The following is a 22635-nucleotide window of genomic DNA, read 5'->3' on the forward strand; positions in this document are numbered from 1 at the left end:
TGAATTAAAGCTGATTTTTCACCTGTGATCTATATGTGACTCACGGGTGAAAAATATGTATATAAATGTTTTTCTAGCACATAATACGATTGAAATCCATTACACAAGTGGAGAGAAAAGGAGAGATGAATTGGGTATTTTAAATGGTAATCCAAAAGACGAACCGTTACATTACGGTGAAGTACTAGGCTCATGGGCTTTTGTAGGAGCGAATAATGGTCTAATCAGTGCGTATCAAGCATTTATTAATCATGCAGGTGACGGGGATCTCATCGAGCTGTTGGAAGAAGCAGTAAAAACGATGAAATCGGAGAACAAACAACTTGAAAATATTTTAAAAGAGAATGGGATTGCATTGCCGCCGTCATTGCCAGAACGCCCTAAAGCGAAAGCAGAAGATATACCGGTCGGTGCAAGGTTTATGGATCCTGAAATCAGCGGTGCCATATCGATTAACGTCGGACAAGCTCTTGTGTCTTGCAGCCAAGTGTTGGGACAATGCTTGCGAGAAGACCTTGCAATGATGTTCGGAAAATTCCATGCAGATAAAATGTTATTTGGTTTGAAGTTATTGAGAATGAACAAAGAAAAAGGGTGGATTATACCGCCACCGCTTCATACGGATTCTCCTAGCCGTTAACGAAACGAAAAGGATCTTGTCATTAAGTTGACAAGGTCCTTTTCGTATTGCACCTTGAAAGTCTTATATGGTAAGCTAATCCATAAAACTTGAAGAGGGGGAATTCAGATGATTCGACAGCTTGTGGAAGAAGACAGGAAAGTTACGTTCGATTTCATTTCACAGAAGCCAGCAGAAAATCTATTTATAATAGGAGATATTGAAGCGTATGGGTTTACTAATCCGATTCAGAAATTATGGGGAGATTTTGTTGAGGATGGTGAATTGCGAGGGATTCTACTAAACTATGATGGTAATTTCATCGTATATGCACCAGCAGAATACGATGCAAAAGGGTTTGCAGAAATTATCAATCATGATGAAAAGTATGAGTTCATTTCAGGGATTGAGCAGATTGTTGTTAAATTGGAACCGTATTTGACTAGTAAACCGTCAAATCCACGTGTACTCTATTACGCTAAATGTGAGCATGCTAAGGGTTTGCAAGAAGTACCCTCAGAGATTGAAGTGAAAAAAGCGACACCTGATGACGCGGAACGAATCATAGATCAAATGTATGGAATTCCCGAATTTGCTACGAGTACATTCAGTGTTGAACGTAAACGTCAGTCACTTAATAATAAATCTGCTCGTACGTACTTCATCGAAGAAGATGGGCGGATAATAAGTTCCGCATCGAGCACTGCAGAAAATAGTCAGTCTGCTATGATTGTTGGCGTTGGTACTTTGTCGGGATATGAGAAAAAAGGATTAGCTTCATATTGCATGTCTATTCTTTGCACAGAATTGCTCAATGAAGGCAAGATGCTTTGTCTTTTCTATGATAATCCCGCTGCGGGCTCCATCTATAAACGAATTGGTTTTGTTGATATTGGGAAATGGTGCATGTGGAGTTTCAAATAACAGAATGGTAGGTGGAATCTAACTATAATTCACTGAAAATATTAAATTGTGTCTTTGTTGATGCTATAATTAGATCGTGTAAGCTAACTAAAAAATAGGAGTGATTTCAAATGGAAAAACTACAATCAATGGAACAATTCGACAAGCTGAAAAATGAGGAGAGAACAATGTTCATGTTTTCGGCAGATTGGTGCCCGGACTGCCGAGTAATAGAACCTTTGTTACCTGGGATCGAAGCAGATTACCCGGAATATAGTTTCATTCTTGTTGACCGTGATGAGTTTATAGATTTATGTGGAGACTTAGATATTTTTGGAATCCCGAGTTTTATCGCATTCCATAGTGGTGTTGAAGCGGGTCGCTTTGTTAGTAAAGACCGTAAATCGCAAACGGAAATCGAAGAATTTATTAACAGTCTTTCGGCTTGATTTAAGGGGGGAGGCTACTCAATGAAATATGACGTCATTGTTGTTGGTGCTGGTTTGGCGGGATTAGTTGCGACGGCAGAGCTTACAAATGCCGGGAAGAAAGTTCTACTGCTCGATCAGGAACCGGAAGCCTCTCTTGGCGGACAAGCTTGGTGGTCATTTGGCGGCTTATTTCTCGTTGATTCACCTGAGCAACGAAGAATGGGCATTAAGGATTCGCAGGAACTTGCTTGGCAGGACTGGTTGGGAACTGCTGGTTTTGACCGTCAGGAAGATGAAGATTATTGGGGAAAGAAGTGGGCCGAAGCGTATGTTAACTTCGCTGCAACTGAGAAAAGAGAGTGGTTGCATGCGCAAGGCATTCGTTTTTTTCCGGTTGTAGGATGGGCGGAACGCGGTGGCCATCTAGCGGAAGGACCTGGTAATTCGGTCCCGCGCTTTCATATTGTATGGGGAACAGGACCTGGTATCGTTAAACCTTTTGAGGATAAAATGCGGATTGCGATAGATAAAGGATTAGTTGAGTATCTGCCTCGCCACCGTGTCGATGAATTGATTACGAAAAATGGTGCTGTGACTGGAGTACGTGGTGCTGTACTTGTACCTAGTGCCGTCGCCCGTGGTGTAGCGAGTTCCCGTGAAGTGATTAGTGGCTTTGAATTATATGCGGAAGCGGTGTTAGTGACAAGTGGGGGTATGGGAGCGAATCTTGAATTGATCCGAAAAAACTGGCAACTCCGTCTTGGAAAAGCACCGAAAGATATGATTACAGGGGTTCCTGAGCATGTGGATGGGCGTATGCTGGCGATTACAGAGCAAGCTGGGGGCCGAATTGTTAACAGGGATCGGATGTGGCATTATACGGAAGGCATTAAAAACTGGAACCCGGTATGGGCAAATCATGGGATTCGTATTCTTCCTGGCCCATCCTCCCTTTGGCTAGATGCTAAGGGGAAGCGATTATCAGCTCCGAATTTCCCTGGATTCGATACATTAGGAACACTTGAAGCACTCCGGGCAACCGGTTACGATTACTCATGGTTCATATTGACCCAATCGATCATCGAGAAAGAATTTGCGTTATCCGGATCTGAGCAAAATCCGGATTTGACGGGAAAGAGTATCTGGAAAGTGCTACAGAGAATCCTGCCTGGCCCAACTGCACCGGTAAAAGCATTCATGGATAAAGGCGAAGATTTTATCGTAGCCGATACACTCCCGGAACTTGTCTCGGGGATGAATAAAATGACTGGAGAAAACTTATTGAAGTTAGACGACATTGAACGGCAAGTCAATGCTAGGGATCGAGAGATGAATAATAAATTTACCAAGGATTTGCAAATTACAGCATTGCGTGGTGCCCGTCACTATATCGGAGATAAGCTTGTCAGAGTAGCGGCTCCACATAAACTCCTTAATCCTAAAAAAGGACCGTTGATTGCGGTGCGTTTACATATCGTCAGTCGAAAGACACTTGGTGGATTGCAAACCGATTTAGATGGCCGAGTTCTTGACCTGACTGGGAATCCAATACCGGGTTTATATGCCGCTGGCGAAGTAGCAGGATTTGGCGGTGGTGGTGTTCATGGCTATCGTTCATTGGAAGGGACGTTCCTTGGAGGCTGTATTTTTTCCGGAAGGCAAGCGGGAAGGGCATGTGCAAACTATACGCGAGCGTAAGAATATACTAGTTATAAGGGGGATATGTGGATGAAACCAGTTATTGGTATAACGACAGATGTTCAGCAAGATGGGGAAAATATATTAAAAAACACATATGTACAGGCAGTTATCCGAGCGGGTGGATTGCCGATGATTGTTCCGGTTGGGTTGGAGCAAGACGTTGAGCAACTGATCGAAATGTTTGATGGCCTTTTATTATCTGGAGGAAATGATATCAATCCGATGTTGTTTAATGAAGAACCGCATGAGTATCTCGGAGTAGTCTCACCAAGCAGGGATTCAAGCGAACTTGAACTTGCGCGCAGAATGCTCAAAACAGGGAAACCGATTCTTGGCATTTGTAGAGGGCTTCAAGTATTGAATGTCGCAGTTGGTGGAACATTGTATCAAGATCTTTATAAACAAAACGACAGTCCAATTCTTCAACATATACAAAAGGCACCCAACACGCACTGTTCTCATTATGTTCAACTGGATAAAGGAAGTTTGCTTGAATCGATTGCGGGGAGTGAACGCATTCAGGTGAATTCGTATCATCATCAATCGTTGAAGGAAGTACCGTCGGATTTCAAAGTTACTGGTGTAGCAAGCGATGGAATTGTAGAGGCAATTGAAAGCACGGATGAACAATTCGTATTAGGCGTTCAATGGCATCCCGAAGCATTATCGGCAGCAGGGGATGCTGTTTCCTTGCGAATATTTGAAAGATTCATTAGTGAGTGTGCTAACTAGGGAATTAAATAATGGCTAGTGATAGTAATCAATCTTTAAACGAAAAAATGATTGAATAGAAAAAGCTGGGTTTGTTCAGCTTTTTCTATTCAAGTGAATCATCATTTTTTTTGGATAATCAGTAAATAGGGCGGTGACACCAATTTTCCTCAGTGCTTCTGCATACTTTACTTCATTAACAGTGAAGACGCGAACAGCCACTCCGGTTTCTACCACTTTTCTCATAGATGGACGAGCAGCGGATGGTAATGAGATATGGAGTGCATCGGCAGGAATAGTACGCATATAATCGAGCGGATCGACTAGTACTTCCATGAACAAGGCTGCAGTTTCAATGTGCGGTGCAATTTTTTTTACTGCCCGAACAGCTTCGTGATCGAATGATGAAATAACGACACGCGCATCGAGTTTCATCTTCTGAACCATTGCAACAACTTTCCCCACCATTCCCTCGTAAGGAAATATATCCGATTTTAGTTCGATATTTAGATGGTGAGAAGTCTCGGAAAAAATTTCGAGTACTTCATACAGCGTCGGTATAAGTTCGCCCCGGAATTCATCAGAAAACCAACTGCCAAAATCAAATGACCTTAACTCCGCAAGTGTCATGTCTTTCACGAAACCTTTGCCATCTGATGTTCTAGCTATTGTTTCATCATGAATGACAACCAGTTCACCGTCTTTTGTCAAATGAACATCGAATTCTACGCCGTAAATAGGAAGCCTGGCAGCTTCATGGAAGGCGGCGAGTGAATTTTCTGGATGTGTTCCGGACGAACCGCGATGTGCGTAAATATCCATTATTGTGATCACCATCCTTTTCATGCTATTGTAATATGTGTATAACAGCAACGCAATTATAAACCCGATTAGTAAATGAAATTGGAAAAGGGATGTCCTCGATTGAGGAACATCCCTTTGTTTTGTCAGGTAACACTATACTTTTGAATTTAATTTTTCATCCCGATTATTCGGGGAATAATTTCCATAGAAAGGATAAGCTTTCAGAGCCGCGGTCATTGTTCCACTGGGTGCTTTCTAACTTAAGCAACATAAACCCTGCCTACTTTTATGTCCTTGCGACCCTTTAGTCGCGCCAGTGTGAATAAGTATTCTCAAAAACAGTACGTAGAATGCCAGATATTCAAATCTTAAGCATTACCTTATTGTTAACGGAACTATCATACCATGTAGCACAAGAAGTGTCAAGGAATCGGAAACCTTATTGCCATTCATCCATTTGTTCTTCTTCTGCAATTACTTGCAAGTCGTCCGCGCTGATTGTGAGAACTTGATAATCGGAACGTTCCGCATGTTTTTCCGCGGACCTTTTAACAAATTTTGGAGAGCCATCATTTTCCTCATCGTAAACAATGAGTATTCCATCAGAATTGCGCATGAAGAACTTATCTTTTTCGATAAATTGCCATGGAGCTTCATAGGGTCTCTTCGTAAGACTCGTATGATAGTCTGCTTTAGCGATGAGAGAATGATACTTTTCCTTTTTCATATCGTTCCAATTTTTCTCCTGATCTGTAAAAGGAGTAATTACGGCATATTTCAAATCGGTATATTCTTTTTTTAGATCGATTACGACCTCGGCTGCCCATGCTTCAATTCCTAGTTGACCGCTTATAATTACCCATTCCAACCCGTCGTCCAGTAAGGCGACTAGTCGTTTTTCTAATGCTTTTTTTATAAAACGGACGCCCGGATGCTTGTCATCGAATATGCCGAGTTCATGGGGTTTATAACCCGTGACAACCAATCGTTTGAGAATGATGTCCGCCCCCTTCAAATGTGTAATAAAAAAACCAGCTTCCAATGGAAACCAGTTTCATTTAAATTATTAAAATAACAGCCGCCTTTGCCGTATGGTCTTAGAAAGTTTTAAACCACCACTTCTCAAAGTGGGTGTTCGCAGAAACAATCCTGTATGCCCCAGTTATCGAAAGAACTGGGTATGCCATTCCTGTATCTAGGTAAAACTCCCGATTACAGCTTAAGGGTTAAAACTTAATATTTATACGCACAACGCAGCTTGTAAATATAGTGTACATCATCGGCTTGATATTTTCAAATGAAATTGTTGGAATCCATTAAGAAATATTTGAATGATTTCTGATCCATGCACTGCAACAACGTTTATGAACAAACTAAAAACACTTGTGACTTTAGCTATGTGTATTCTTGGTTTTTATTATGGAATAAATATGTAGAAACTATATTAAAAAGAACGTTCGTTTGGTATAATGAAGATAGGATTGAAAGGAGAAAAACCCGTTTTCAGTGGAAGACGAGTGTTCGAGAACTCTATAGAGCTGGAACTTATATCTTTATGAATAGCGATGTAAACGGAGCAGTAACTATTTTGCGCAAATGGACTCATACATACGCTTTAGTGGCCAAGAAGAGAATTAGAATGGTGGAAATTTGGAAATTGAAACATAGCGAATCTTTTTGCTTTAATGAAGAGGAGTTCAAACTAGTTAAGAAATGAATTTAGCTGAAAAAGGAGAATAAGCATGACAGGGAAAACACACATCGTAGGCGGCATTGCAGCAAGTCTTGCTTATGCACAATTTACAAATCATGATCCGATTATAATGCTTGGAGCGGGGATAATTGGCGCGTTACTTCCTGACATTTGTCACAGTGGTAGTAAAATCGGAAGAAAATTTAAGTTGTTATCGAAGCTTATCAATATGCTATTCGGTCATCGTACATTTACACACAGTTTATTGTTCTTAGTGATTATCGCGACGTTACTGAATGCCTTTATCCCAAATGAAGCTGTGAAGGCGGGACTTTTAGCGGGGATGGTGAGTCATTACATATTAGATATGGCGACGAAAAACGGAATCAAACTGCTTTTCCCACTTAGCATGACAGTTCGCTTTCCATTGACGACAAGAACCGGAAGCAAGGTAGAGAGCATCGTGTTCAGTCTTCTATCTCTTTTATCATTCTATTTTGGCTATGAAGCATTCAGTTATTATCTATAATTGAAGTTGGTTTAAAAAAAATGATGTTCTAGCTCGTTTTTTGTTAGAATGGAAAGGGTGAAAGAGAGGGAGCATAAAAAAATGGCAATACAAAAATTTAGAAAAACGGTCTTATTTGAATATATACAGATTATCTTTGGGGCTGCACTCGTTGGGCTAGCCTTCAATATTTTCCTGTTACCGTCCAGGCTAGCGGCAGGTGGCGTTTCAGGGATTAGTACAATACTATATGAACTCTTCCAATTCAATCCAGCTTACGTTCAATGGCTCATTAATATTCCACTACTAATACTTGGGGTCTTGCTTGTCGGCAAGGAATTCAGTATGAAAACGTTAGTTGGGACATTTTTTGTTCCGTTTGTCATCTGGCTCACAACGGACATAAAGCTTGCAGTAGAAAACCCATTATTAAGTGCGATTTACGGTGGGATTATGCTTGGTGTAGGTCTCGGTATTGTATACAGGGCTAATGGTTCGACAGGTGGTACTGCTTTAATCGCTCAATTGGTTAAGAAATATACGGGCCTTTCGAGTGGGTTTTCACAGTTGCTTGTAGATGGACTAGTTGTAGTCACATCGGCATTTGTCTTCAACTTTGAACTTGCTCTTTACGCGATGATAGCAATTTACGTTACGAGTAAGGTGATTGACTTTGTTCAGTTGCAAACGTCGCCGACGAAATTGGTTCTTATTATTACGGATAAAGAAGAGAAAGTCCAAGCTATTATTAAAAATGATATTAATCGTGGGTTAACAAAGATTAAAACAATAGGCGGGTATTCCAATCAAGAAAAAACAATGATTTTATGTGTCGTTGAACAATCGGAAGCTGTCTACTTTAAAAAATTACTTCAAACACAAGAACCAACCTCATTTGTCATCTTCTTGAATGCGTCGGAGATACTTGGCCGCGGTTTTTCTAAAGCACAATTTGATGAAGATAATATGAAATGAAATTGGTGAAAATGACCTGTTGCGAATTATTCGCAACAGGTCATTTTTGTTTATTATAAAGGTTTTTCTACCCCATTTGTCGAAATAGACTGTATGTTGCAATCATTCAATTGATAGGGGGAATAGAAATGACTTACAAAGTGGAGCAAGTTGAGGATTTAAAGGCAATTGATATCTCTCATTTAGTGAAAGAAAGCGAAACGGAAGGGTACCGATTTTTAACACGACTGGTCAATGATTATGAGGATGGAACAAATACGTTCAACAAACCGGGTGAAGCGTTGTTAGCTGTTCAAAATGAAGAGGGTGAGGTAGTAGCGATAGGTGGAGTAAACCAATCACCTTTTTCCGAAGATACACAAGTTGCACGTTTGCAGCGATTTTATGTATTAGATGATGCTAGGCGGCAAGGTGTAGGATCTCTTTTACTGAAAGAAATTGTTGACCATTCACGCGATGCATTTAAAGAAGTGACAGTGCGGACAGAATCTTCAAAAGCAGATGCTTTTTATAGGGCAAACGGATTTGAACTGGATGACACTGCTTCTGAGACGACACATTTGATGAAGTTGTAATTGAGGTATCCCTCAGTCTACTGGAATAAATTCAATACCAGGTGTAGAAATGATTCCGAATCATTTCTGCACCTGGTTAACTTTCGTAGTGTTTGTATAGGGAAATATATCACCGGTATGTCACGGAAGAATTGAGGGATTTACTGTGGAGAAATGGAAAACGATTAAGTCAGAATATCACTTTAAAACTCCTTTTGGGAATTTGAGGAAAGACACGTGTCAGCTTCCGAACGGGGCAATCATTGATGATTATTTTGTCCATGAGTATGAAGATTGGGTAAATGCCATTGTATTAACGGAAGATAAACGGGTCGTATTCGTAGAACAATACCGTCATCCTGGTCAAGGATTTTATTTAGAAATTCCTGCCGGGAAAATTGAAGAGGGAGAGTCACATGAGGAGGGGATTTTGAGGGAGTTACGAGAAGAGACGGGTTTTATTTCGACGACGAAACCGATAAAACTTGGTGAGTTTATGATAAATCCGGCTACTCAAACAAATAGGATTGTTACCTTTCTAATTTTGGATGCATTCAAAGAATGTGAGCAGGAATTGGATGAAACTGAGGAGATTGAGGTGAAACTCATTTCTTTTGATTTAATCGAAGAGATGATTCAAGAACAAAAAATTACACAACTTTTTTCAGTAAGTGCCTATTACCTGGCCAAGAATATATTGAATAACTCAATTGTCTTGTCTTCAGAAAAGAGGTAAGTGTATGAAAAGTAATAATCATGCTCTAATCATTGGCGGAACGGGTATGCTTGCCGAAGTTTGTCTTCATCTTGCACGTGAAGGTTATTCTGTTTCTGTCATTGGGCGTACATTGTCGAAGTTTAAACGATTGCAAGTAGAAAGTTCGCCAAATTCTATATTCCCACTTATAGCTGATTATAATACAGATGATGTATATGACGAAATTAAAAAAGCGATTCTGGAACGTGGCTCGTTTGATCTAATTATTAGCTGGACATCGAATTACAGTGTACTAGAGCGGATTTGTGAGATGAACCCAGGGGACACACCGTTTAGTCTGTTCCATGTAAAGGGGAGTCGGCGGTATTTCGAAGATGAGTCTATCCGTATTCCAAGCAAGTGCAACTATCAGAGAGTCTATTTAGGATTTGTAATGGAAGACGGTGGCTCACGTTGGCTTACACATGGTGAGATTGCGAACGGAGTTATTAAACAGATTGAGGCAGATGAAGAAATGGGGATAATAGGTCAAATCCATCCCTATGAAGCACGTCCGAAATGATTTTTTGAAAAATGTTGACCTGTTGTTTCAGTACTGTTACAACGTTGAAAGGGGTGAGTGAGATATTAATCCGAAAAGCAGAGGTAGAGGATGTAACAGGAATTGCAAAAGTCCATGTGGATAGTTGGAGGACGACATATAAAGGAATTGTGCCGGATCCTTTTTTAGATAACCTTTCTTACGAGCAACGCGAGCTGATTTGGAAAAAAGGGATAAAAGAAAATAACATATACATAGCAGAAAATGAAAATGGTCAAGTTATCGGATTTTCTACAGGTGGAAAAGAGCGCACCGGGAAATACGAGGCATTTACAGGGGAATTATATGCGATTTATATCTTGAGAGAATACCAAGGAAAAGGAATTGGTCGATTACTCGTTCAGTCTGTTGTGGATGATTTAAAAAATAAGAATTTGAACTCGATGCTTATATGGGCGATAGAAGAGAACCCGGCTTGCCGCTTCTATGAAATGTTAGGTGGAAAGAAGGTTGACACTGAAGAAATCGAAATTGCAGGAAAGAAGTTGAGTGAAGTTGCATATGGATGGGATGATATAGCTATTATGGGGCAAGAACGAGGTAACGGATAAGTTCAGTCATTTATCTGGATTAGTCATTTTTTACAAGCAGCTTTTTAAATATTTCAGGGGAAAGGGAAAGTACAATGGAGAATTTAGAAGAAGCAATTCAGTTAAGAAGTGAAGGGAAGCTTGAGAAATCAAATGCGTTACTTTCCAATCTAGTTTTGAAATTCCCAGACAATGCACTAGTTAATTATCAATATGCATGGAGTTTCGATGTTCTTGGGTTAGAAGCAGATGCTGTACCTTATTACGAAAAAGCCATCCAATTAGGCCTAGATGATACAAATGCAATAGGCGCATTTATAGGATTAGGTAGTTCATATCGAGCATTAGGCAAGTATAACAAATCGAAAACAGTTTTGGAAAAAGGAATTGAACGCTTTCCGGAAAATAATGCTGTGAAAACGTTCTACGCAATGACATTGTACAATGTTGGTGAACATCGTGAAGCCATAGAGATCTTACTGACCAGTCTAGCTTACACGACAAATGATAGTGAAATCTTATCATATAAGAGAGCAATTGAGTTCTATGCTGATAAACTCGACAAAACTTGGTAGGTAGACTGCTATAAAAAGAGGATGAAAATAATATCTATATATGTTGAATTAAAGAATCCCATTGAATCTACTGTGCCGCTCAATAATGAGAGACTTGTAATTCGGGGTGTGGATTGTAGAACACTTGGCGCTTTGGGGATGCCTTTCGCCGCGCCTACGCTAGGTTGTTCATTATCGAGAGAAATGTGATTTTGAGATGTGTATGCCAAGACTTTAATATGATTACTAGTTGATACCAATTATATCCAAGAAAGACGAACTCCAGGTTGCAGATTTCATCACAGCTAATGAAAAGCTCTTTCTCACATAGACCACCTAGCGAAGGCGCGACTTCGTGCTAGCCGGAGCGATAAGACTGAAGGAGGGATGCAGTTCATTCCCTCCCTGATCTTCTTTCTGGCTTATCGCGGGAGGAATCCACAAAGCGTCGAAGCGGTATTGGCGGGAAATCTAATTGGTTCTAAGTATTGGGACTTTTTCAGTGGCCTCCCAAAAGCCCTTTTAAAGCGCATAAGCCGTATTCATTTGTTCAACATATATATTAAGGAATGATTAAATTGGGTGAACGATTTACAATCACTGATGTGGAAAGAGAAAAAGTATTGGGAAATTACTTCAAACAAGGTTTGCAAGGACCACTTGACGTATTTCCGAGTAAAGAAAAAAGGAAGTACATTATTGCCCAAGAAATAATTAAGCAATTTGAAGTAGATAGAATGTATTTGGAAAAAGAAATAAATGACCTATTGGCGACGATTTATCCTGATTTTGCCACGGTAAGAAGATTTCTGATAGATTATCGTTTCATGACTCGAAGTGTTGATGGCAAGGAGTATTGGATTGAAGTCTAATCATATGCAGATACATAGAAATGTAAGACGGAAGATGTAAATTTATTCATTGAAAAGGTTTTTGGTGAGCATGAAGATTTAATCCAGTTTTTTTGTACGAGTATGTGAGCAGTGTGAATGAAAGAGGAGTAGTTTATGGTCATTACAACTGAAAGAGAAATTGTTGTTTTAATTCAAGAGGATAAGTGGATGATGGACCTATTGAAATGCGCCAAATCATTGAATTTGCCTGATTGGTGGATCTGCGCCGGATTTGTTCGATCAAAAATTTGGGATGTGCAGCACGGTTTCAATGTAAGGACGACGATTCCAGATATTGATGTCATCTATTATGATCGAACAAATAGTGGGAAAAGTGTGGAAAAGGAATACGAGGAAGTGTTGAAAAGACTTCTACCAGCTATCCCTTGGTCGGTCAAAAATCAGGCAAGAATGCATAGTGTAAATAATGTCATCCCCTATACTTCGTCTGTTGATGCGATTTCAAGGTTTCCTGAAACGGCAACAGCTTTGGGCGTGAAATTGGATGAAGGAAACAATGTCATATTAACAGCGCCTCATGGTATAGAAGATGTTGTAAATTTGAGAGTAAAACCGACCCCTTATTTTTGTGATAAGAAAGAACGGATGAAGATTTATGAAGAAAGGATTAGGAAAAAGAATTGGCAAGTTGTATGGAACAAGCTTGAGATTATAAGTTTGGACAGTGACTAGGAGGGCTTTTATGGAATTTACAGTAAGCTACGCTTCATTTACGACTGCAGTTTCTGATATAAATAAAATTATTTCATCAAAAAGCGTTATTCCAATACTCTCTGGAATAAAAATAGAAGCCAACGAGTATGGTCTTAAGCTTACGGGTAGCAATTCGGATATTTTTATTGAAAGAACTATCCCTTTACTAAAAAGTGGAGAAAAGGTCGTGGATATCAAAGAATTTGGAAGTGTAGTTGTTTTATCGAAATATTTGAACGGAGTTGTGAAAAAACTCCCCAATGATATTTGTATTAAATTAGGACGCAATGATTCAATCACGATAAAATCGGGGGATATTGAAACAAAACTAAATGGATTTAATGCGAATGACTATCCAAAACTTCCGGAGATGGATCGCAATACTAAAATTGAAATACCGTTTGGGAAATTAACGGAGGCTATAAAGCAAACCGCTTTTGCTGTTTCAAAAAGTGAGGCTAAACCGGTACTAACTGGAGTGAGGATGGAGTTTGAAGAAAACAAACTCATTTGTACAGCAACAGATTCACATAGATTAGCACGTAGAGAAGTGACTATAGAATCTAAAACAACAGAATCATTTGTAGTTCCGAGTACAAGTTTGTCAGAACTGACGCATCTTAAAGAGGCGGATTCGTCAATCGTAGAGATTTCTTATACGAATAATTTCATTGTGTTTGGGACCGCTATGAGTTCACTTTATTCAAGGTTAATTGAGGGTGTCTATCCTAACACTGGATCTTTGGTGCCAACCAAATCAAAGGCATTGATAACCATGAATACTCAAGTATTAATAGAAGGAATGGATCGGGCTTGTGTATTTTCGACTGAATGGAAACACAATAACATCCAATTGGAGATTGTGGATGATGCTACTATCAAAATATCTTCCAATTCTACAGAAGTCGGGATGATTGAAGAGCTTCAAAAAATTATACATATCGAAGGACAGAACGATATCCAAATGTCATTTGATGGTCGTTTTGTACTTGACGCTCTAAAAAGGATACCAGAAGAAAATGTCACGATACGTTTTGATGGCTTGATGAAACCGATTGTCATTCAGCCGCAAAATGATTCCACTTGCCTCCATCTAATTTCACCAGTACGGTCTTATTGAAATGAATAAGTTCTCTCGATCTAGGGAGGAGAGCTTGGGCATATAGGAGATTTATAATTTTAAGTAGCGAAAGGGGATTTCAAGATGAATTTAGCAGCACAAACTTATTGGGACGAATCTTGGAAGAACGAAGAGCAACCTACTTCTGTCAACGCATGGATGTTTGGAAGTTTGCCAGATGAGCTTTCACAGCTTGTAATTGATGGGGAAAAGACAGCGACATGTTCAGGTCATGTAATTTATGAACTGGAGAACGAGCCATTACCCAGAATAGATGAGTACAGCATTATTTTAAATAGCGACGAAAAACCAGTGGCAATCATTAAGACCATTGCAGTATCGCTTGTACCGATGAATGAAGTATCGGAAGAGTTTGCGCTTGCTGAAGGGGAAGGGTCATATGAAGATTGGAAATTGGCTCATGTGAGATTCTTTACGAGTGAATTACGAGAAGTTGGACTTGAGTTCACTGAGGACATGCTCCTAGTTTGCGAACGATTTACGCTAATTGATGTAAAAGATAATAACTTAGGATAGACAAATTGCCTTACACAAGGCAACGATAAATGATCGTTTAGGGGGAATAGTTATGTTGGCAACAACTTTAGAGAGTTATTTAGGAGATAAGATACTAGAGCTATCGAAGGAAGTTAGGCAAGAGATGTTGACGCAAATTGGAAATCCAGATGGTTTTTTGCGTGACCAGTTAATCTATCGAAGTTTTGGAAAAGTAATAGCTTCCAATCAATTAAATTCAGAAGAAATTCAGAATCTACTTGAGACGGTATTACAGGAAGATTATCTATTTTACGGGATTGGCGAGTCTGGAACTGATTCAGTATTTACACGTTCTTTTTCTGCACTCGTCATTGCTGCAGTTATTGAATATGACATTGAGAAACAAATAGTAAATCCAGAACTTGTTCAGTATACAGTGAACAAGGTTATACGCTATATGAGGGAAGAAAAAGACACACGAGGTTTTATCCAGGGGAATGGATGGGCGCATGCCATCGCACATGGCGCAGATGCCTTGGATGCCTTGGCAAAACATCCTCTACTGAAAAAAGAGGATATCAGTCGAATTCTTCATGCAGTTCAATATTCCTTGTTAAGGCAAGTTGATTATTTGGATGAAGAGGAAGAACGCTTAGCTATTATACTAGCTTCATTAATAAAGCATCAAGATGCTGAGAAGGTTATACGAGTATGGATTGAAGAACTGGCCGGACAGGTAGAAACTGAAATGCTTGAAAATAAAGGATCACTTGACGCCTATCACGTACAAAGAACGGTAAAGAACTTTTGGAAATCAGTCTTTGTAATTTTGAGTTCGAAGGGAATCGGCAAGAAAGTGAACAGCGACGTTTTTAAAGTACTCGAAAAGTGGATGTGGATGTATCTAAATTAGTCAAATAGTCTTCAGATACTGCAGTGGTACTCGAGTAATCTGTCGTCCAGTTTTACGTTAAATGCTAATGTAAATATCTTTTCGAGACAATCAGCATACTATCTAAGGTAGCGTAATGATGCTCAGGAAAGGTGGAGACATATGTATTATCCTTATGCCCAACAAATGACCTGCCGACAACCACGGGTTATGACTGTTACAGGAATTGGGAGTCTTAAACTAACACCGGATATTGCTCAAATCCAGTTGGAAGTCAGTACTGAAAACAAACAATTGAACCATGCACAAAAGGAAAATGCTTATGAGATGAATCAAGTCATCGATTCGTTATTGAAATTGGGGATCGACAGGGAGAATATACAAACGGTTTCGTACACTATAGTTCCCCAATACAACTATATCGAAGGCGAACAAGTATTTAGAGGATACGAAGTTACGAATGCGATTACAGTAAAAATTACAGATATTGATCAAGTTGGAAATGTAATAGACGTGGCTGTCCAAAACGGAGCGAACAGGATATCAAATATCCAGTTCAAGGTTGAAAATGAACAATTGGACTATCAAAAAGCATTGAGCCTTGCACTTAAAAATGCATTAGCCAAGGCGCAAACAATTGCTGAGACAATGCAACTGCAACTTGATCCACATCCAATTAAAATTGTTGAAGAATTAAGAGCAGAACCCATCGCATATCGAACATTTGCTGCGAGAGAAATGACTAGCTCCACACCGATTGAACAGGGGCAGATTTCGATTAACGCTATGGTTAAAGTGCAATTTCGGTATTGAAATATCAGCGTAAAATAGATGGATACTATTTTACGTTGAAAAAACGACAGCTAACCTAATCACAACTAAAAATTAAGGGAGTGGGGAAAACATGGGAATTAAAAAATCTTCTAATTACCTATCACCTATTGCGCGGATATTTGACAAGTTTTCACGGCAACAAGACGTATCGTTGATTTATGGTGAACCGATTAATTTTGAAAACAGAAAAGTCCTTCCGGTAGCAAAGATTAATTATATTGTTGGCGGGGGAGGCGGCTATTCTAGTGAAACAGGAAACTCTTTAGGTGCCCAAGGAGAAGGGGGCGGGGGACATATCTCCGTCAGACCTTTGGGTGTTTACGAGATAGATGCGGAGAAGGTGAAGTTTAAACCAATCATTGACCTCAAATTTACTTTAACACTAGTTGCTGTTTTTACACTTGGCCTAGTTTGGTTATTGAAAAGGGCTCGCTGAAAATTAATTTGTACGGGGGGAATAATTGAATGTTGTATCGCAGAAAAACGTACACGGTTGAACCAGCGATGTACGAAACGTTTACCCACTTTTTCCATACCTTTTTGCTTCCGAATCAGCTGACGCATGGAGCGCAGCTGGTTGGACGGTGGGTCAATGAAGAACAGACGGAGATAATGGCAATGTGGGCATACGATAATAGGGCTCATTATGAGACAGTGGACGCTAGCATTCGAGCATCGGAAATGCATGCTGAAGCGCAAAATTATCGGAAATCATTAGCTCCATTGTTTATCTCTTCAAATGAAGATTTTTTCACTTCAACGGGAAATTACGGGCAATCCCCACAAATCGTAGCTGTTAGTGGTTACATTGTAAATGAGGAAGGACATGTATTACTTGTACGGAACAATCACCGAAATGATACATATGAAATGCCGGGTGGGCGACTTGAACTTGGCGAATCCTTGAAAGAGGCGGTTAAACGGGAAGTACTAGAAGAAACAGGTATCCACGCAGAAATTGGTGATATGACGGGTGTTTATCAAAATATCACGTCAGGCGTTATCTGTATGGTTTTTCGTGGGAGAGCGGTGTCGGGTGTACCAGCTGCGCAGCCTCCTGAAACGATTGATGTACAATTCGTTGACTTTGATATAGCAGAAGTAGGAGACTGGGTTAAACGCCCACAATTCGCTTCTAGGGTGGATGATGCTCGAAATAGCGATACGATTGCTTATGAAAGTTATGAAGTGAGACCGTATAGATTGATTGAGCGCTCATGAATAATCTCACTTGGGTTGGAAGTGAAAAGGACTTTGTCGATGAACGAGATGTACGATGGATTAATCGTGTAGCGGTTGGTCGATTTGGAGGTAATTCTTCAGCGGGACAAACCAAGAATGAAGATGGCTGCGTTATTTGGCAAAATGAGGATTGGGAATTAGCGGCTATTTTGGATGCACATAAAAGTGCTGAAAGTGCGGAACTTGTTGTACAAACACTCGGGCAGCATAAAGAAAAATTGGTGGAGATTTTAGATATGAAGGGTCCTCCACGATTTAAACGTTTGGAAATGAAGTTACTTGAAATTTTTCAATCTGAACAATTTTTGAATGAATGCAGATGTGCCATGGGAGAAACGGCTTGTCTTATCGTTGTCAGGAAAGCTAATTACGTTTGGTGGTTTTCGGTTGGAGATTGTTTAGTATATCTGTTCCATTCGGAATTAATTGCCCTAAATCAGTTTCAACTTAACCAAAGGCAATTCTTTGAATGGATTGGTCAAGTGAATACGTTTGAGCAAGCAGTACCATGCTACACGTCAGGGACAAGGGAAATGAGAAAAGGGAACAATCTTATTTTTTTGACGACTGATGGTTTAGTGGAATGCCCGGGGGAACCTTTTTTGGATCCGTCAGATCTCGTTGCCGTGCTGAATGAAAAAGAACTTGATAAAGGGATTTCGCAGTTATTGATGGAAATCGAAAGACAAAATGTACGAGACAGTACGACAATTATCGCATGGAATGTGGAAGTAGAAAAGGAAGGTAGCATCCCGAGCGATTATCTCGGATGAAGGAAAAATGACGGGAGGAATTAGATATGGAAGCATCTGAATTAATTGAAATCAAAACCCTTTATTATAACTTAATTCTTGCATGGAATAATCGCGATGCTAAGAGCATGGCTGATCAATTTACAGAGCAAGGCGAATTGATTGGATTTGACGGAAGTCAAGAAATTGGGCGAAATACTATTTTTGCACATTTAGAACCGATATTTGTAGATCATCCAACACCTCCATTTATCAATGTCGTTAAAGATGTGTACTTTCTGAGTGCTGAAGTTGCGATGTTGCGTGCAATCGTCGGGATGATACCTCCGGGCGGAACAGAACTTGACCCAAATTTGAATGCTCATCAAACACTGATTGCAGTAAAAGAAAAGGATGGATGGAAAATAAAACTTTTCCAAAATACACCGGCCCAATTTCACGGAAGATCTGACTTGGTCGAGCGGATGACCAAAGAATTGAAGCAAGTATCTGATGTAGGCTGAAAAAAGTGCCCCGCACCAAGATAATACCAGTGCGGGGAGTGTTTTAGTTACTGTTCATGACAAAGGTAATCATTTTCTCTTCTTTTCATTTGAGTTCATTCGTTCGCGTTTTGGTTTCAGGGAACGGAGTTCAGCAAACTCGCGGGCTATTTCTTCATTCATGTCGCCCGGTTTTATTTTTTGGTTTTTCGGCGTTTGTGGTAAAGACCGTGCATTATTTCCGCCAGTTTTATTGTCATCTCTTCCCATAGTAACAACTCCTTTCATTTTTTCAGTGCCACGTTAATATGGCTTTCTAAAGAAATATTATTCAGCAGTTTTCATGCTGAATTAATGTGGAAATTAAAATAAAAATGTTTCTTTTGATTATTATCGTCAAAAAAGACGGTTTACAATAGTAGTTTTAATAGTATAATAGTAAATAATTGAATATTCTTATCAAGAGAAGCTGAGGGATATGGCCCTGTGAAGCTTCAGCAACCTCTGACTTAGTCAGGAAGGTGCTACCTCCAACAAGATTTTTTCTTGAGAGATAAGAACAGAGTGCCCAAATTAAACCCTCTTGTCTTATAGAAAAGAGGGTTTTTTATATTGAATCATTTGATTCAAACCAAAGTGAAAAGGGAGAGACGACACATGCCGATCAATGTACCGAAACAATTACCAGCAGGAGAACTATTGAAGAAGGAAAAAATATTTGTGATGGATGAAGAACGCGCAACGTCCCAAGATATACGGCCTATGAACATCGCCATTTTAAACTTAATGCCTGAAAAAGAAAGAACAGAGTTGCAGCTGCTACGTCTATTAGGGAATACACCGCTACAAGTAAATGTTACATTTTTGAACACAGCAACTCATGATTCTAAAAACGTTAGTAAAACGCATTTAAACGCATTTTATACAACATTTGAACATGTGAAACATCGTCGTTTCGATGGACTGATTATTACGGGTGCCCCGATTGAGCATTTAGAATTTGAAGACGTTAATTACTGGAAAGAAATAACGGAGATTATGGAATGGTCAAAAGAAAATGTAACCTCTGTTTTACATATTTGTTGGGGTGCCCAAGCAGCACTCTATCACCATTATGGAATCGGGAAATTTGAATTGCCGAAAAAATGCTCAGGCGTTTTTACGCATCGACTATCCGACCCAACGATTAATCTTGCACGTGGTTTTAATGACGAATTTAAAGCACCGCATTCACGTTATACATCCGTTTCAACTGAGGAAATAAAAAATGATCCCCGTCTACACTTGCTTGCTAAATCAGAGGATGCAGGGGCATTCATCGTCATTTCTAAAGATAATAAACATATTATGATCACAGGTCATTTGGAATACGATGCGGATACGTTGGCGGAGGAATATGCACGTGATTTGCAAAAAGGAGTCGGTATTGATATCCCGGAAAATTATTTTCCGAATGATGATCCAAGCAAAGAGCCGTTGAATACATGGCGTTCCCATACGCATCTACTCTTCTCCAACTGGCTAAATTATTATGTGTATCAAGAAACACCTTATGAATGGGAATAACTAGTTAATGACAAATGTATCAATTAAACCACGTCTGTAGATTAACCATTTATTTGCATAAAATACTGGTGAGTAGGGCTTGATGACCTTCATTTTCACTGCATTATTTTCGGCCCGCTTTCGACTAACTATTCATGACAGATTTACTGAGGGGTCCGAGTGTGGCTAGAAGTGACTCCGTCACTTCTAGCCACACTCTTTTTAGTAATACTATTGCGAATAGTTGCCTGTCGCGTTCCTACACTATTCAAGTGGAAAATGCAGTTGTTTTGGAAGAATAGAATAGATGACATTCTATGAAGGGTGTAAGTGCCCGAAGATGCAATTTCGGGCACTCTTGGACGATGTACAATGCGATCCTTTCTTACTTTTAGCAAAGATTATACATCTAATCATGTGATACCTTATAGCAAGTGCCACTTCTTTACTAAAAAAAGAAAAAACCATATAGAAAGCTTCAGCCGCCAAAATTGCATCTTTGGCGGCTTTTCTCCGACTTGGATGTCAGCTATTCTTTCATCAAAAAAAGCATAAGCACTACAAGTACTTTTGCATCCAGACATCCCGCTAATTGAATAGAAGTCATTCAATCCGAAGCAATCCAAAAATGCAACTATACAAGTAGCGCCCGGAAGGTAATTATGTTATTCACTGGTTAGTTTTGGTTAATCAACAGGTCTGCAATTAACCAAACCAGAAAATGACTGCTTACTATTTTGCAAAAAACTCTAGATTCCTGGCGTATAGGTGCTTTTTTAAAGAAAGTGGTTACTCATCAGACGTGACTCAATGACCCTTTTGTCGTGAATTGCATAAGCTAATACGACGAGGGGGTAAGTGAGATGGGGTTGTTTATTAACAAAAATGGGCACCCGGATGTTTTTAAAAATAATGCAGACATTTTAGGGAGGAACCAAGAACACTATAAAATAGATCCGATAGCGGAATGGATGAAGGAACATAGGGAAGCGTCTCATTCGGTTGGTGAACAGTTCAATATCATGGAAACCTTACTAAAGCAACAGAAAAACACACAATCCAATCAATTGAAATCAATCCATAATCGTTTGAATGAAATCAAGGAAAGTGATTTCCGACATGAAAAGTTTGGAAAAGATGTTATGAAGTCGTTAAAAAAAGTAGAAACTAAAAACGAAATGTTACAACGTACGTTGATACATGAGCGAATAATGAATCGAGAATTCATCGGGAAAGTGAATGAGGTCAGCCAGTCAAATGAAGAAATTGTCAATAGTATAGAAATGCTGACTTCTGCAAATGAGGAAATTGTAGTCAAAATGAATGAACAATTAGATTATCAAAAGCTGTTGTCAGAGCAACTATTGAAACAAGAAGATATACAAAAAGACGTGATCAGCAGGCTGGACAACCAAGAAGGATTGCTAGGGAAAGTGATAAGGCAACTGGATTATCTACGCTCAGTCCTATACGAGCGAACCAACTTTTTATCAGAGAAAATAGAAGGTAGTTACAGCATGACGTCTTCGTATCTATCCAAATTATTGACCAGATCGGATCCAGTTTCGGCACGTTTTATGTTGAGCCAAAAGCAGGAAGAAAAAGAGGAGAACGTTGATTGAAAGGTATGGCTATTTAATGATGGAAAACATCATTACAATTAAGCAAGCCTCAAGTGCAAATCATATACCTAGGAACTGCTTAATTGTCTTTTCAGTTATGGGCTTAGGGATTCAGCACATATTAGCCATCCTTGAATAGAATGTTAAGGACAACGGGATAATCGAATTGGAGGAGATTGGGTGACGAATCAGAATCGACAAAATCAAAACCAACATTGGCATGAACATTATCAGAACCCACAATACCGGAGGATTACAATAAATCAGGCGATGGCCATTGCATTAGAGCGGGTTCCAGGCCAGGTCGTAAAAGCGGAATTAGATTACGACGATGGAATGCTGGTATATGAAATTGACGTAAGAACGGCAGAAGGTCATAAGTATGAAGTTAAAATTGATGCGAATACAGGTGCAGTCCTCAGAGTGAAACTAGATTAATGAAACTATATGTGAACAGCCACGAATGGTAACTGATACCATCCGTGGCTGTTCTTTTTTTGATGTTTAGGAAATTATGAAATCTCGTACTGTGGATAAGTTGTAACTTAGTGATTTTACGTCTAGACTCCAGCGCCTAGCCCCTGGAGACGTGGGTCATGCAGCTATTGAAAAGGATATCGCGATCCTAAGGTTGCCTTCCTCTGTCGCTTCTAACCTATAGGTCCACCGGGAGGGATTGAACGGGCGATTGCGCTTATGTTCATGAAATTGATTAGAGATCTTTTGCTACTATCACAAC

The 22635-nt window shown here is 39.6% G+C and carries 28 protein-coding genes, 1 other RNA gene and 1 riboswitch; of the genes, 25 read left to right on the forward strand and 4 right to left on the reverse strand.

Features of this window, described 5'->3' with window-relative positions; genetic code table 11:
• Window positions 1-130: 130 nt before the first annotated feature.
• The 5 genes from MKX62_RS14220 to MKX62_RS14240 all read left to right on the forward strand — a co-directional run bounded on the left by MKX62_RS14220 (window position 131) and on the right by MKX62_RS14240 (window position 4386).
• A complete protein-coding gene (locus tag MKX62_RS14220) occupies window positions 131-640 on the forward strand; it encodes a DUF3231 family protein (RefSeq protein ID WP_067213871.1) in 510 nt (169 codons plus the stop codon).
• A 108-nt stretch (window positions 641-748) separates the two neighbouring features.
• Window positions 749-1543 (forward strand): GNAT family N-acetyltransferase, encoded by a 795-nt coding sequence (locus MKX62_RS14225; protein ID WP_340741692.1) that lies wholly within the window; start codon window positions 749-751, stop codon window positions 1541-1543.
• Window positions 1544-1653: 110 nt separating this feature from the next.
• A complete protein-coding gene (locus MKX62_RS14230; protein ID WP_338653143.1) occupies window positions 1654-1971 on the forward strand; it encodes a thioredoxin family protein in 318 nt (105 codons plus the stop codon).
• A 21-nt stretch (window positions 1972-1992) separates the two neighbouring features.
• A complete protein-coding gene (locus tag MKX62_RS14235) occupies window positions 1993-3651 on the forward strand; it encodes an FAD-binding dehydrogenase (protein WP_340741693.1) in 1659 nt (552 codons plus the stop codon).
• 30 nt (window positions 3652-3681) lie between these two features.
• Window positions 3682-4386, forward strand: a complete 705-nt coding sequence (locus tag MKX62_RS14240; RefSeq protein ID WP_340741694.1) for a gamma-glutamyl-gamma-aminobutyrate hydrolase family protein — start codon at window positions 3682-3684, stop codon at window positions 4384-4386.
• 75 nt (window positions 4387-4461) lie between these two features.
• Here the strand turns inward: MKX62_RS14240 and MKX62_RS14245 are convergent, their stop codons facing one another.
• The 3 genes from MKX62_RS14245 to ssrS form a co-directional block, all read right to left on the reverse strand.
• Window positions 4462-5187: a glycerophosphodiester phosphodiesterase gene (locus MKX62_RS14245; protein ID WP_340741695.1), complete on the reverse strand. Its 726-nt coding sequence runs from the start codon at window positions 5185-5187 to the stop codon at window positions 4462-4464.
• A gap of 421 nt (window positions 5188-5608) precedes the next feature.
• Window positions 5609-6166: an SLOG family protein gene (locus MKX62_RS14250; RefSeq protein WP_067213872.1), complete on the reverse strand. Its 558-nt coding sequence runs from the start codon at window positions 6164-6166 to the stop codon at window positions 5609-5611.
• A gap of 74 nt (window positions 6167-6240) precedes the next feature.
• A non-coding RNA gene (gene ssrS / locus MKX62_RS14255) (6S RNA) lies at window positions 6241-6432 on the reverse strand.
• 479 nt (window positions 6433-6911) lie between these two features.
• Between ssrS and MKX62_RS14260 the strand changes: the two genes are divergently transcribed.
• The 17 genes from MKX62_RS14260 to MKX62_RS14340 all read left to right on the forward strand — a co-directional run bounded on the left by MKX62_RS14260 (window position 6912) and on the right by MKX62_RS14340 (window position 18750).
• Window positions 6912-7391, forward strand: a complete 480-nt coding sequence (locus tag MKX62_RS14260; RefSeq protein ID WP_340741696.1) for a metal-dependent hydrolase — start codon at window positions 6912-6914, stop codon at window positions 7389-7391.
• Window positions 7392-7472: 81 nt separating this feature from the next.
• A complete protein-coding gene (locus tag MKX62_RS14265) occupies window positions 7473-8345 on the forward strand; it encodes a YitT family protein (protein ID WP_067206981.1) in 873 nt (290 codons plus the stop codon).
• Window positions 8346-8473: 128 nt separating this feature from the next.
• Entirely contained in the window at window positions 8474-8920 is a 447-nt protein-coding gene (locus tag MKX62_RS14270) for a GNAT family N-acetyltransferase (RefSeq protein ID WP_338653142.1), read from the forward strand.
• Window positions 8921-9065: 145 nt separating this feature from the next.
• Window positions 9066-9635 carry an NUDIX hydrolase gene (locus MKX62_RS14275; protein WP_340741697.1) on the forward strand — a complete coding sequence of 190 codons (570 nt, stop codon included), beginning with the start codon at window positions 9066-9068 and terminating at the stop codon, window positions 9633-9635.
• A 4-nt stretch (window positions 9636-9639) separates the two neighbouring features.
• Window positions 9640-10179 (forward strand): short-chain dehydrogenase, encoded by a 540-nt coding sequence (locus tag MKX62_RS14280; protein WP_187047123.1) that lies wholly within the window; start codon window positions 9640-9642, stop codon window positions 10177-10179.
• A gap of 53 nt (window positions 10180-10232) precedes the next feature.
• On the forward strand, window positions 10233-10769 hold the full coding sequence (locus MKX62_RS14285) for a GNAT family N-acetyltransferase (RefSeq protein ID WP_340741698.1): 537 nt from the start codon (window positions 10233-10235) through the stop codon (window positions 10767-10769).
• A gap of 74 nt (window positions 10770-10843) precedes the next feature.
• The gene (locus tag MKX62_RS14290; RefSeq protein ID WP_187047125.1) at window positions 10844-11323 is read left to right on the forward strand and encodes a tetratricopeptide repeat protein; all 480 of its coding nucleotides are present in this window, start codon (window positions 10844-10846) and stop codon (window positions 11321-11323) included.
• 557 nt (window positions 11324-11880) lie between these two features.
• Window positions 11881-12174 carry a DUF2087 domain-containing protein gene (locus MKX62_RS14295; RefSeq protein ID WP_255428616.1) on the forward strand — a complete coding sequence of 98 codons (294 nt, stop codon included), beginning with the start codon at window positions 11881-11883 and terminating at the stop codon, window positions 12172-12174.
• A 135-nt stretch (window positions 12175-12309) separates the two neighbouring features.
• Window positions 12310-12888 (forward strand): nucleotidyltransferase family protein, encoded by a 579-nt coding sequence (locus tag MKX62_RS14300; RefSeq protein ID WP_338653139.1) that lies wholly within the window; start codon window positions 12310-12312, stop codon window positions 12886-12888.
• 10 nt (window positions 12889-12898) lie between these two features.
• Window positions 12899-14029, forward strand: a complete 1131-nt coding sequence (gene dnaN / locus MKX62_RS14305) for a DNA polymerase III subunit beta (protein ID WP_340741699.1) — start codon at window positions 12899-12901, stop codon at window positions 14027-14029.
• An 84-nt stretch (window positions 14030-14113) separates the two neighbouring features.
• The gene (locus MKX62_RS14310; RefSeq protein ID WP_340741700.1) at window positions 14114-14566 is read left to right on the forward strand and encodes an ASCH domain-containing protein; all 453 of its coding nucleotides are present in this window, start codon (window positions 14114-14116) and stop codon (window positions 14564-14566) included.
• 52 nt (window positions 14567-14618) lie between these two features.
• Window positions 14619-15440, forward strand: coding sequence for a DUF2785 domain-containing protein (locus MKX62_RS14315; RefSeq protein ID WP_340741701.1), 822 nt, complete (start codon window positions 14619-14621; stop codon window positions 15438-15440).
• Between the two features lie 141 nt (window positions 15441-15581).
• Window positions 15582-16232, forward strand: coding sequence for an SIMPL domain-containing protein (locus MKX62_RS14320; RefSeq protein ID WP_340741702.1), 651 nt, complete (start codon window positions 15582-15584; stop codon window positions 16230-16232).
• A gap of 91 nt (window positions 16233-16323) precedes the next feature.
• Window positions 16324-16689: a hypothetical protein gene (locus MKX62_RS14325; RefSeq protein ID WP_340741703.1), complete on the forward strand. Its 366-nt coding sequence runs from the start codon at window positions 16324-16326 to the stop codon at window positions 16687-16689.
• 29 nt (window positions 16690-16718) lie between these two features.
• A complete protein-coding gene (locus MKX62_RS14330; RefSeq protein ID WP_340741704.1) occupies window positions 16719-17474 on the forward strand; it encodes an NUDIX hydrolase in 756 nt (251 codons plus the stop codon).
• Window positions 17471-18268 (forward strand): protein phosphatase 2C domain-containing protein, encoded by a 798-nt coding sequence (locus MKX62_RS14335; protein WP_338653132.1) that lies wholly within the window; start codon window positions 17471-17473, stop codon window positions 18266-18268. The genes MKX62_RS14330 and MKX62_RS14335 overlap by 4 nt, the downstream gene beginning before the upstream one ends.
• Window positions 18269-18294: 26 nt before the next feature.
• Window positions 18295-18750: an SgcJ/EcaC family oxidoreductase gene (locus MKX62_RS14340; RefSeq protein ID WP_340741705.1), complete on the forward strand. Its 456-nt coding sequence runs from the start codon at window positions 18295-18297 to the stop codon at window positions 18748-18750.
• Window positions 18751-18819: 69 nt separating this feature from the next.
• Here MKX62_RS14340 and MKX62_RS14345 read toward each other — a convergent pair whose 3' ends face one another.
• Window positions 18820-18999 (reverse strand): hypothetical protein, encoded by a 180-nt coding sequence (locus MKX62_RS14345; RefSeq protein ID WP_067207021.1) that lies wholly within the window; start codon window positions 18997-18999, stop codon window positions 18820-18822.
• A 183-nt stretch (window positions 19000-19182) separates the two neighbouring features.
• Window positions 19183-19289: riboswitch (SAM riboswitch) on the forward strand.
• Window positions 19290-19386: 97 nt separating this feature from the next.
• Here MKX62_RS14345 and metA point away from each other — a divergent pair.
• The 3 genes from metA to MKX62_RS14360 all read left to right on the forward strand — a co-directional run bounded on the left by metA (window position 19387) and on the right by MKX62_RS14360 (window position 22334).
• A complete protein-coding gene (metA, locus tag MKX62_RS14350) occupies window positions 19387-20295 on the forward strand; it encodes a homoserine O-acetyltransferase MetA (protein WP_067207023.1) in 909 nt (302 codons plus the stop codon).
• 842 nt (window positions 20296-21137) lie between these two features.
• Window positions 21138-21896, forward strand: coding sequence for a hypothetical protein (locus MKX62_RS14355; RefSeq protein WP_187047135.1), 759 nt, complete (start codon window positions 21138-21140; stop codon window positions 21894-21896).
• 180 nt (window positions 21897-22076) lie between these two features.
• Complete coding sequence (locus MKX62_RS14360; protein ID WP_222618008.1) at window positions 22077-22334, forward strand: PepSY domain-containing protein; 258 nt, start codon at window positions 22077-22079, stop codon at window positions 22332-22334.
• Window positions 22335-22635: the final 301 nt, after the last annotated feature.

It is taken from the genome of Sporosarcina sp. FSL K6-5500 (genome assembly GCF_038005665.1).
In the GTDB taxonomy this organism is placed as follows: Bacteria; Bacillota; Bacilli; order Bacillales_A; family Planococcaceae; genus Sporosarcina; species Sporosarcina psychrophila.

Coding starts and splice junctions, on each gene's coding strand:
- MKX62_RS14225 (WP_340741692.1), top strand. CDS start 749: ATGATTCGACAGCTTGTGGAAGAAGACAGGAAAGTTACGTTCGATTTC.
- MKX62_RS14230 (WP_338653143.1), top strand. CDS start 1,654: ATGGAAAAACTACAATCAATGGAACAATTCGACAAGCTGAAAAATGAG.
- MKX62_RS14235 (WP_340741693.1), top strand. CDS start 1,993: ATGAAATATGACGTCATTGTTGTTGGTGCTGGTTTGGCGGGATTAGTT.
- MKX62_RS14240 (WP_340741694.1), top strand. CDS start 3,682: ATGAAACCAGTTATTGGTATAACGACAGATGTTCAGCAAGATGGGGAA.
- MKX62_RS14245 (WP_340741695.1), bottom strand. CDS start 5,187: ATGGATATTTACGCACATCGCGGTTCGTCCGGAACACATCCAGAAAAT.
- MKX62_RS14260 (WP_340741696.1), top strand. CDS start 6,912: ATGACAGGGAAAACACACATCGTAGGCGGCATTGCAGCAAGTCTTGCT.
- MKX62_RS14265 (WP_067206981.1), top strand. CDS start 7,473: ATGGCAATACAAAAATTTAGAAAAACGGTCTTATTTGAATATATACAG.
- MKX62_RS14270 (WP_338653142.1), top strand. CDS start 8,474: ATGACTTACAAAGTGGAGCAAGTTGAGGATTTAAAGGCAATTGATATC.
- MKX62_RS14280 (WP_187047123.1), top strand. CDS start 9,640: ATGAAAAGTAATAATCATGCTCTAATCATTGGCGGAACGGGTATGCTT.
- MKX62_RS14290 (WP_187047125.1), top strand. CDS start 10,844: ATGGAGAATTTAGAAGAAGCAATTCAGTTAAGAAGTGAAGGGAAGCTT.
- MKX62_RS14300 (WP_338653139.1), top strand. CDS start 12,310: ATGGTCATTACAACTGAAAGAGAAATTGTTGTTTTAATTCAAGAGGAT.
- dnaN (WP_340741699.1), top strand. CDS start 12,899: ATGGAATTTACAGTAAGCTACGCTTCATTTACGACTGCAGTTTCTGAT.
- MKX62_RS14310 (WP_340741700.1), top strand. CDS start 14,114: ATGAATTTAGCAGCACAAACTTATTGGGACGAATCTTGGAAGAACGAA.
- MKX62_RS14315 (WP_340741701.1), top strand. CDS start 14,619: ATGTTGGCAACAACTTTAGAGAGTTATTTAGGAGATAAGATACTAGAG.
- MKX62_RS14320 (WP_340741702.1), top strand. CDS start 15,582: ATGTATTATCCTTATGCCCAACAAATGACCTGCCGACAACCACGGGTT.
- MKX62_RS14325 (WP_340741703.1), top strand. CDS start 16,324: ATGGGAATTAAAAAATCTTCTAATTACCTATCACCTATTGCGCGGATA.
- MKX62_RS14330 (WP_340741704.1), top strand. CDS start 16,719: ATGTTGTATCGCAGAAAAACGTACACGGTTGAACCAGCGATGTACGAA.
- MKX62_RS14335 (WP_338653132.1), top strand. CDS start 17,471: ATGAATAATCTCACTTGGGTTGGAAGTGAAAAGGACTTTGTCGATGAA.
- MKX62_RS14340 (WP_340741705.1), top strand. CDS start 18,295: ATGGAAGCATCTGAATTAATTGAAATCAAAACCCTTTATTATAACTTA.
- MKX62_RS14345 (WP_067207021.1), bottom strand. CDS start 18,999: ATGGGAAGAGATGACAATAAAACTGGCGGAAATAATGCACGGTCTTTA.
- metA (WP_067207023.1), top strand. CDS start 19,387: ATGCCGATCAATGTACCGAAACAATTACCAGCAGGAGAACTATTGAAG.
- MKX62_RS14355 (WP_187047135.1), top strand. CDS start 21,138: ATGGGGTTGTTTATTAACAAAAATGGGCACCCGGATGTTTTTAAAAAT.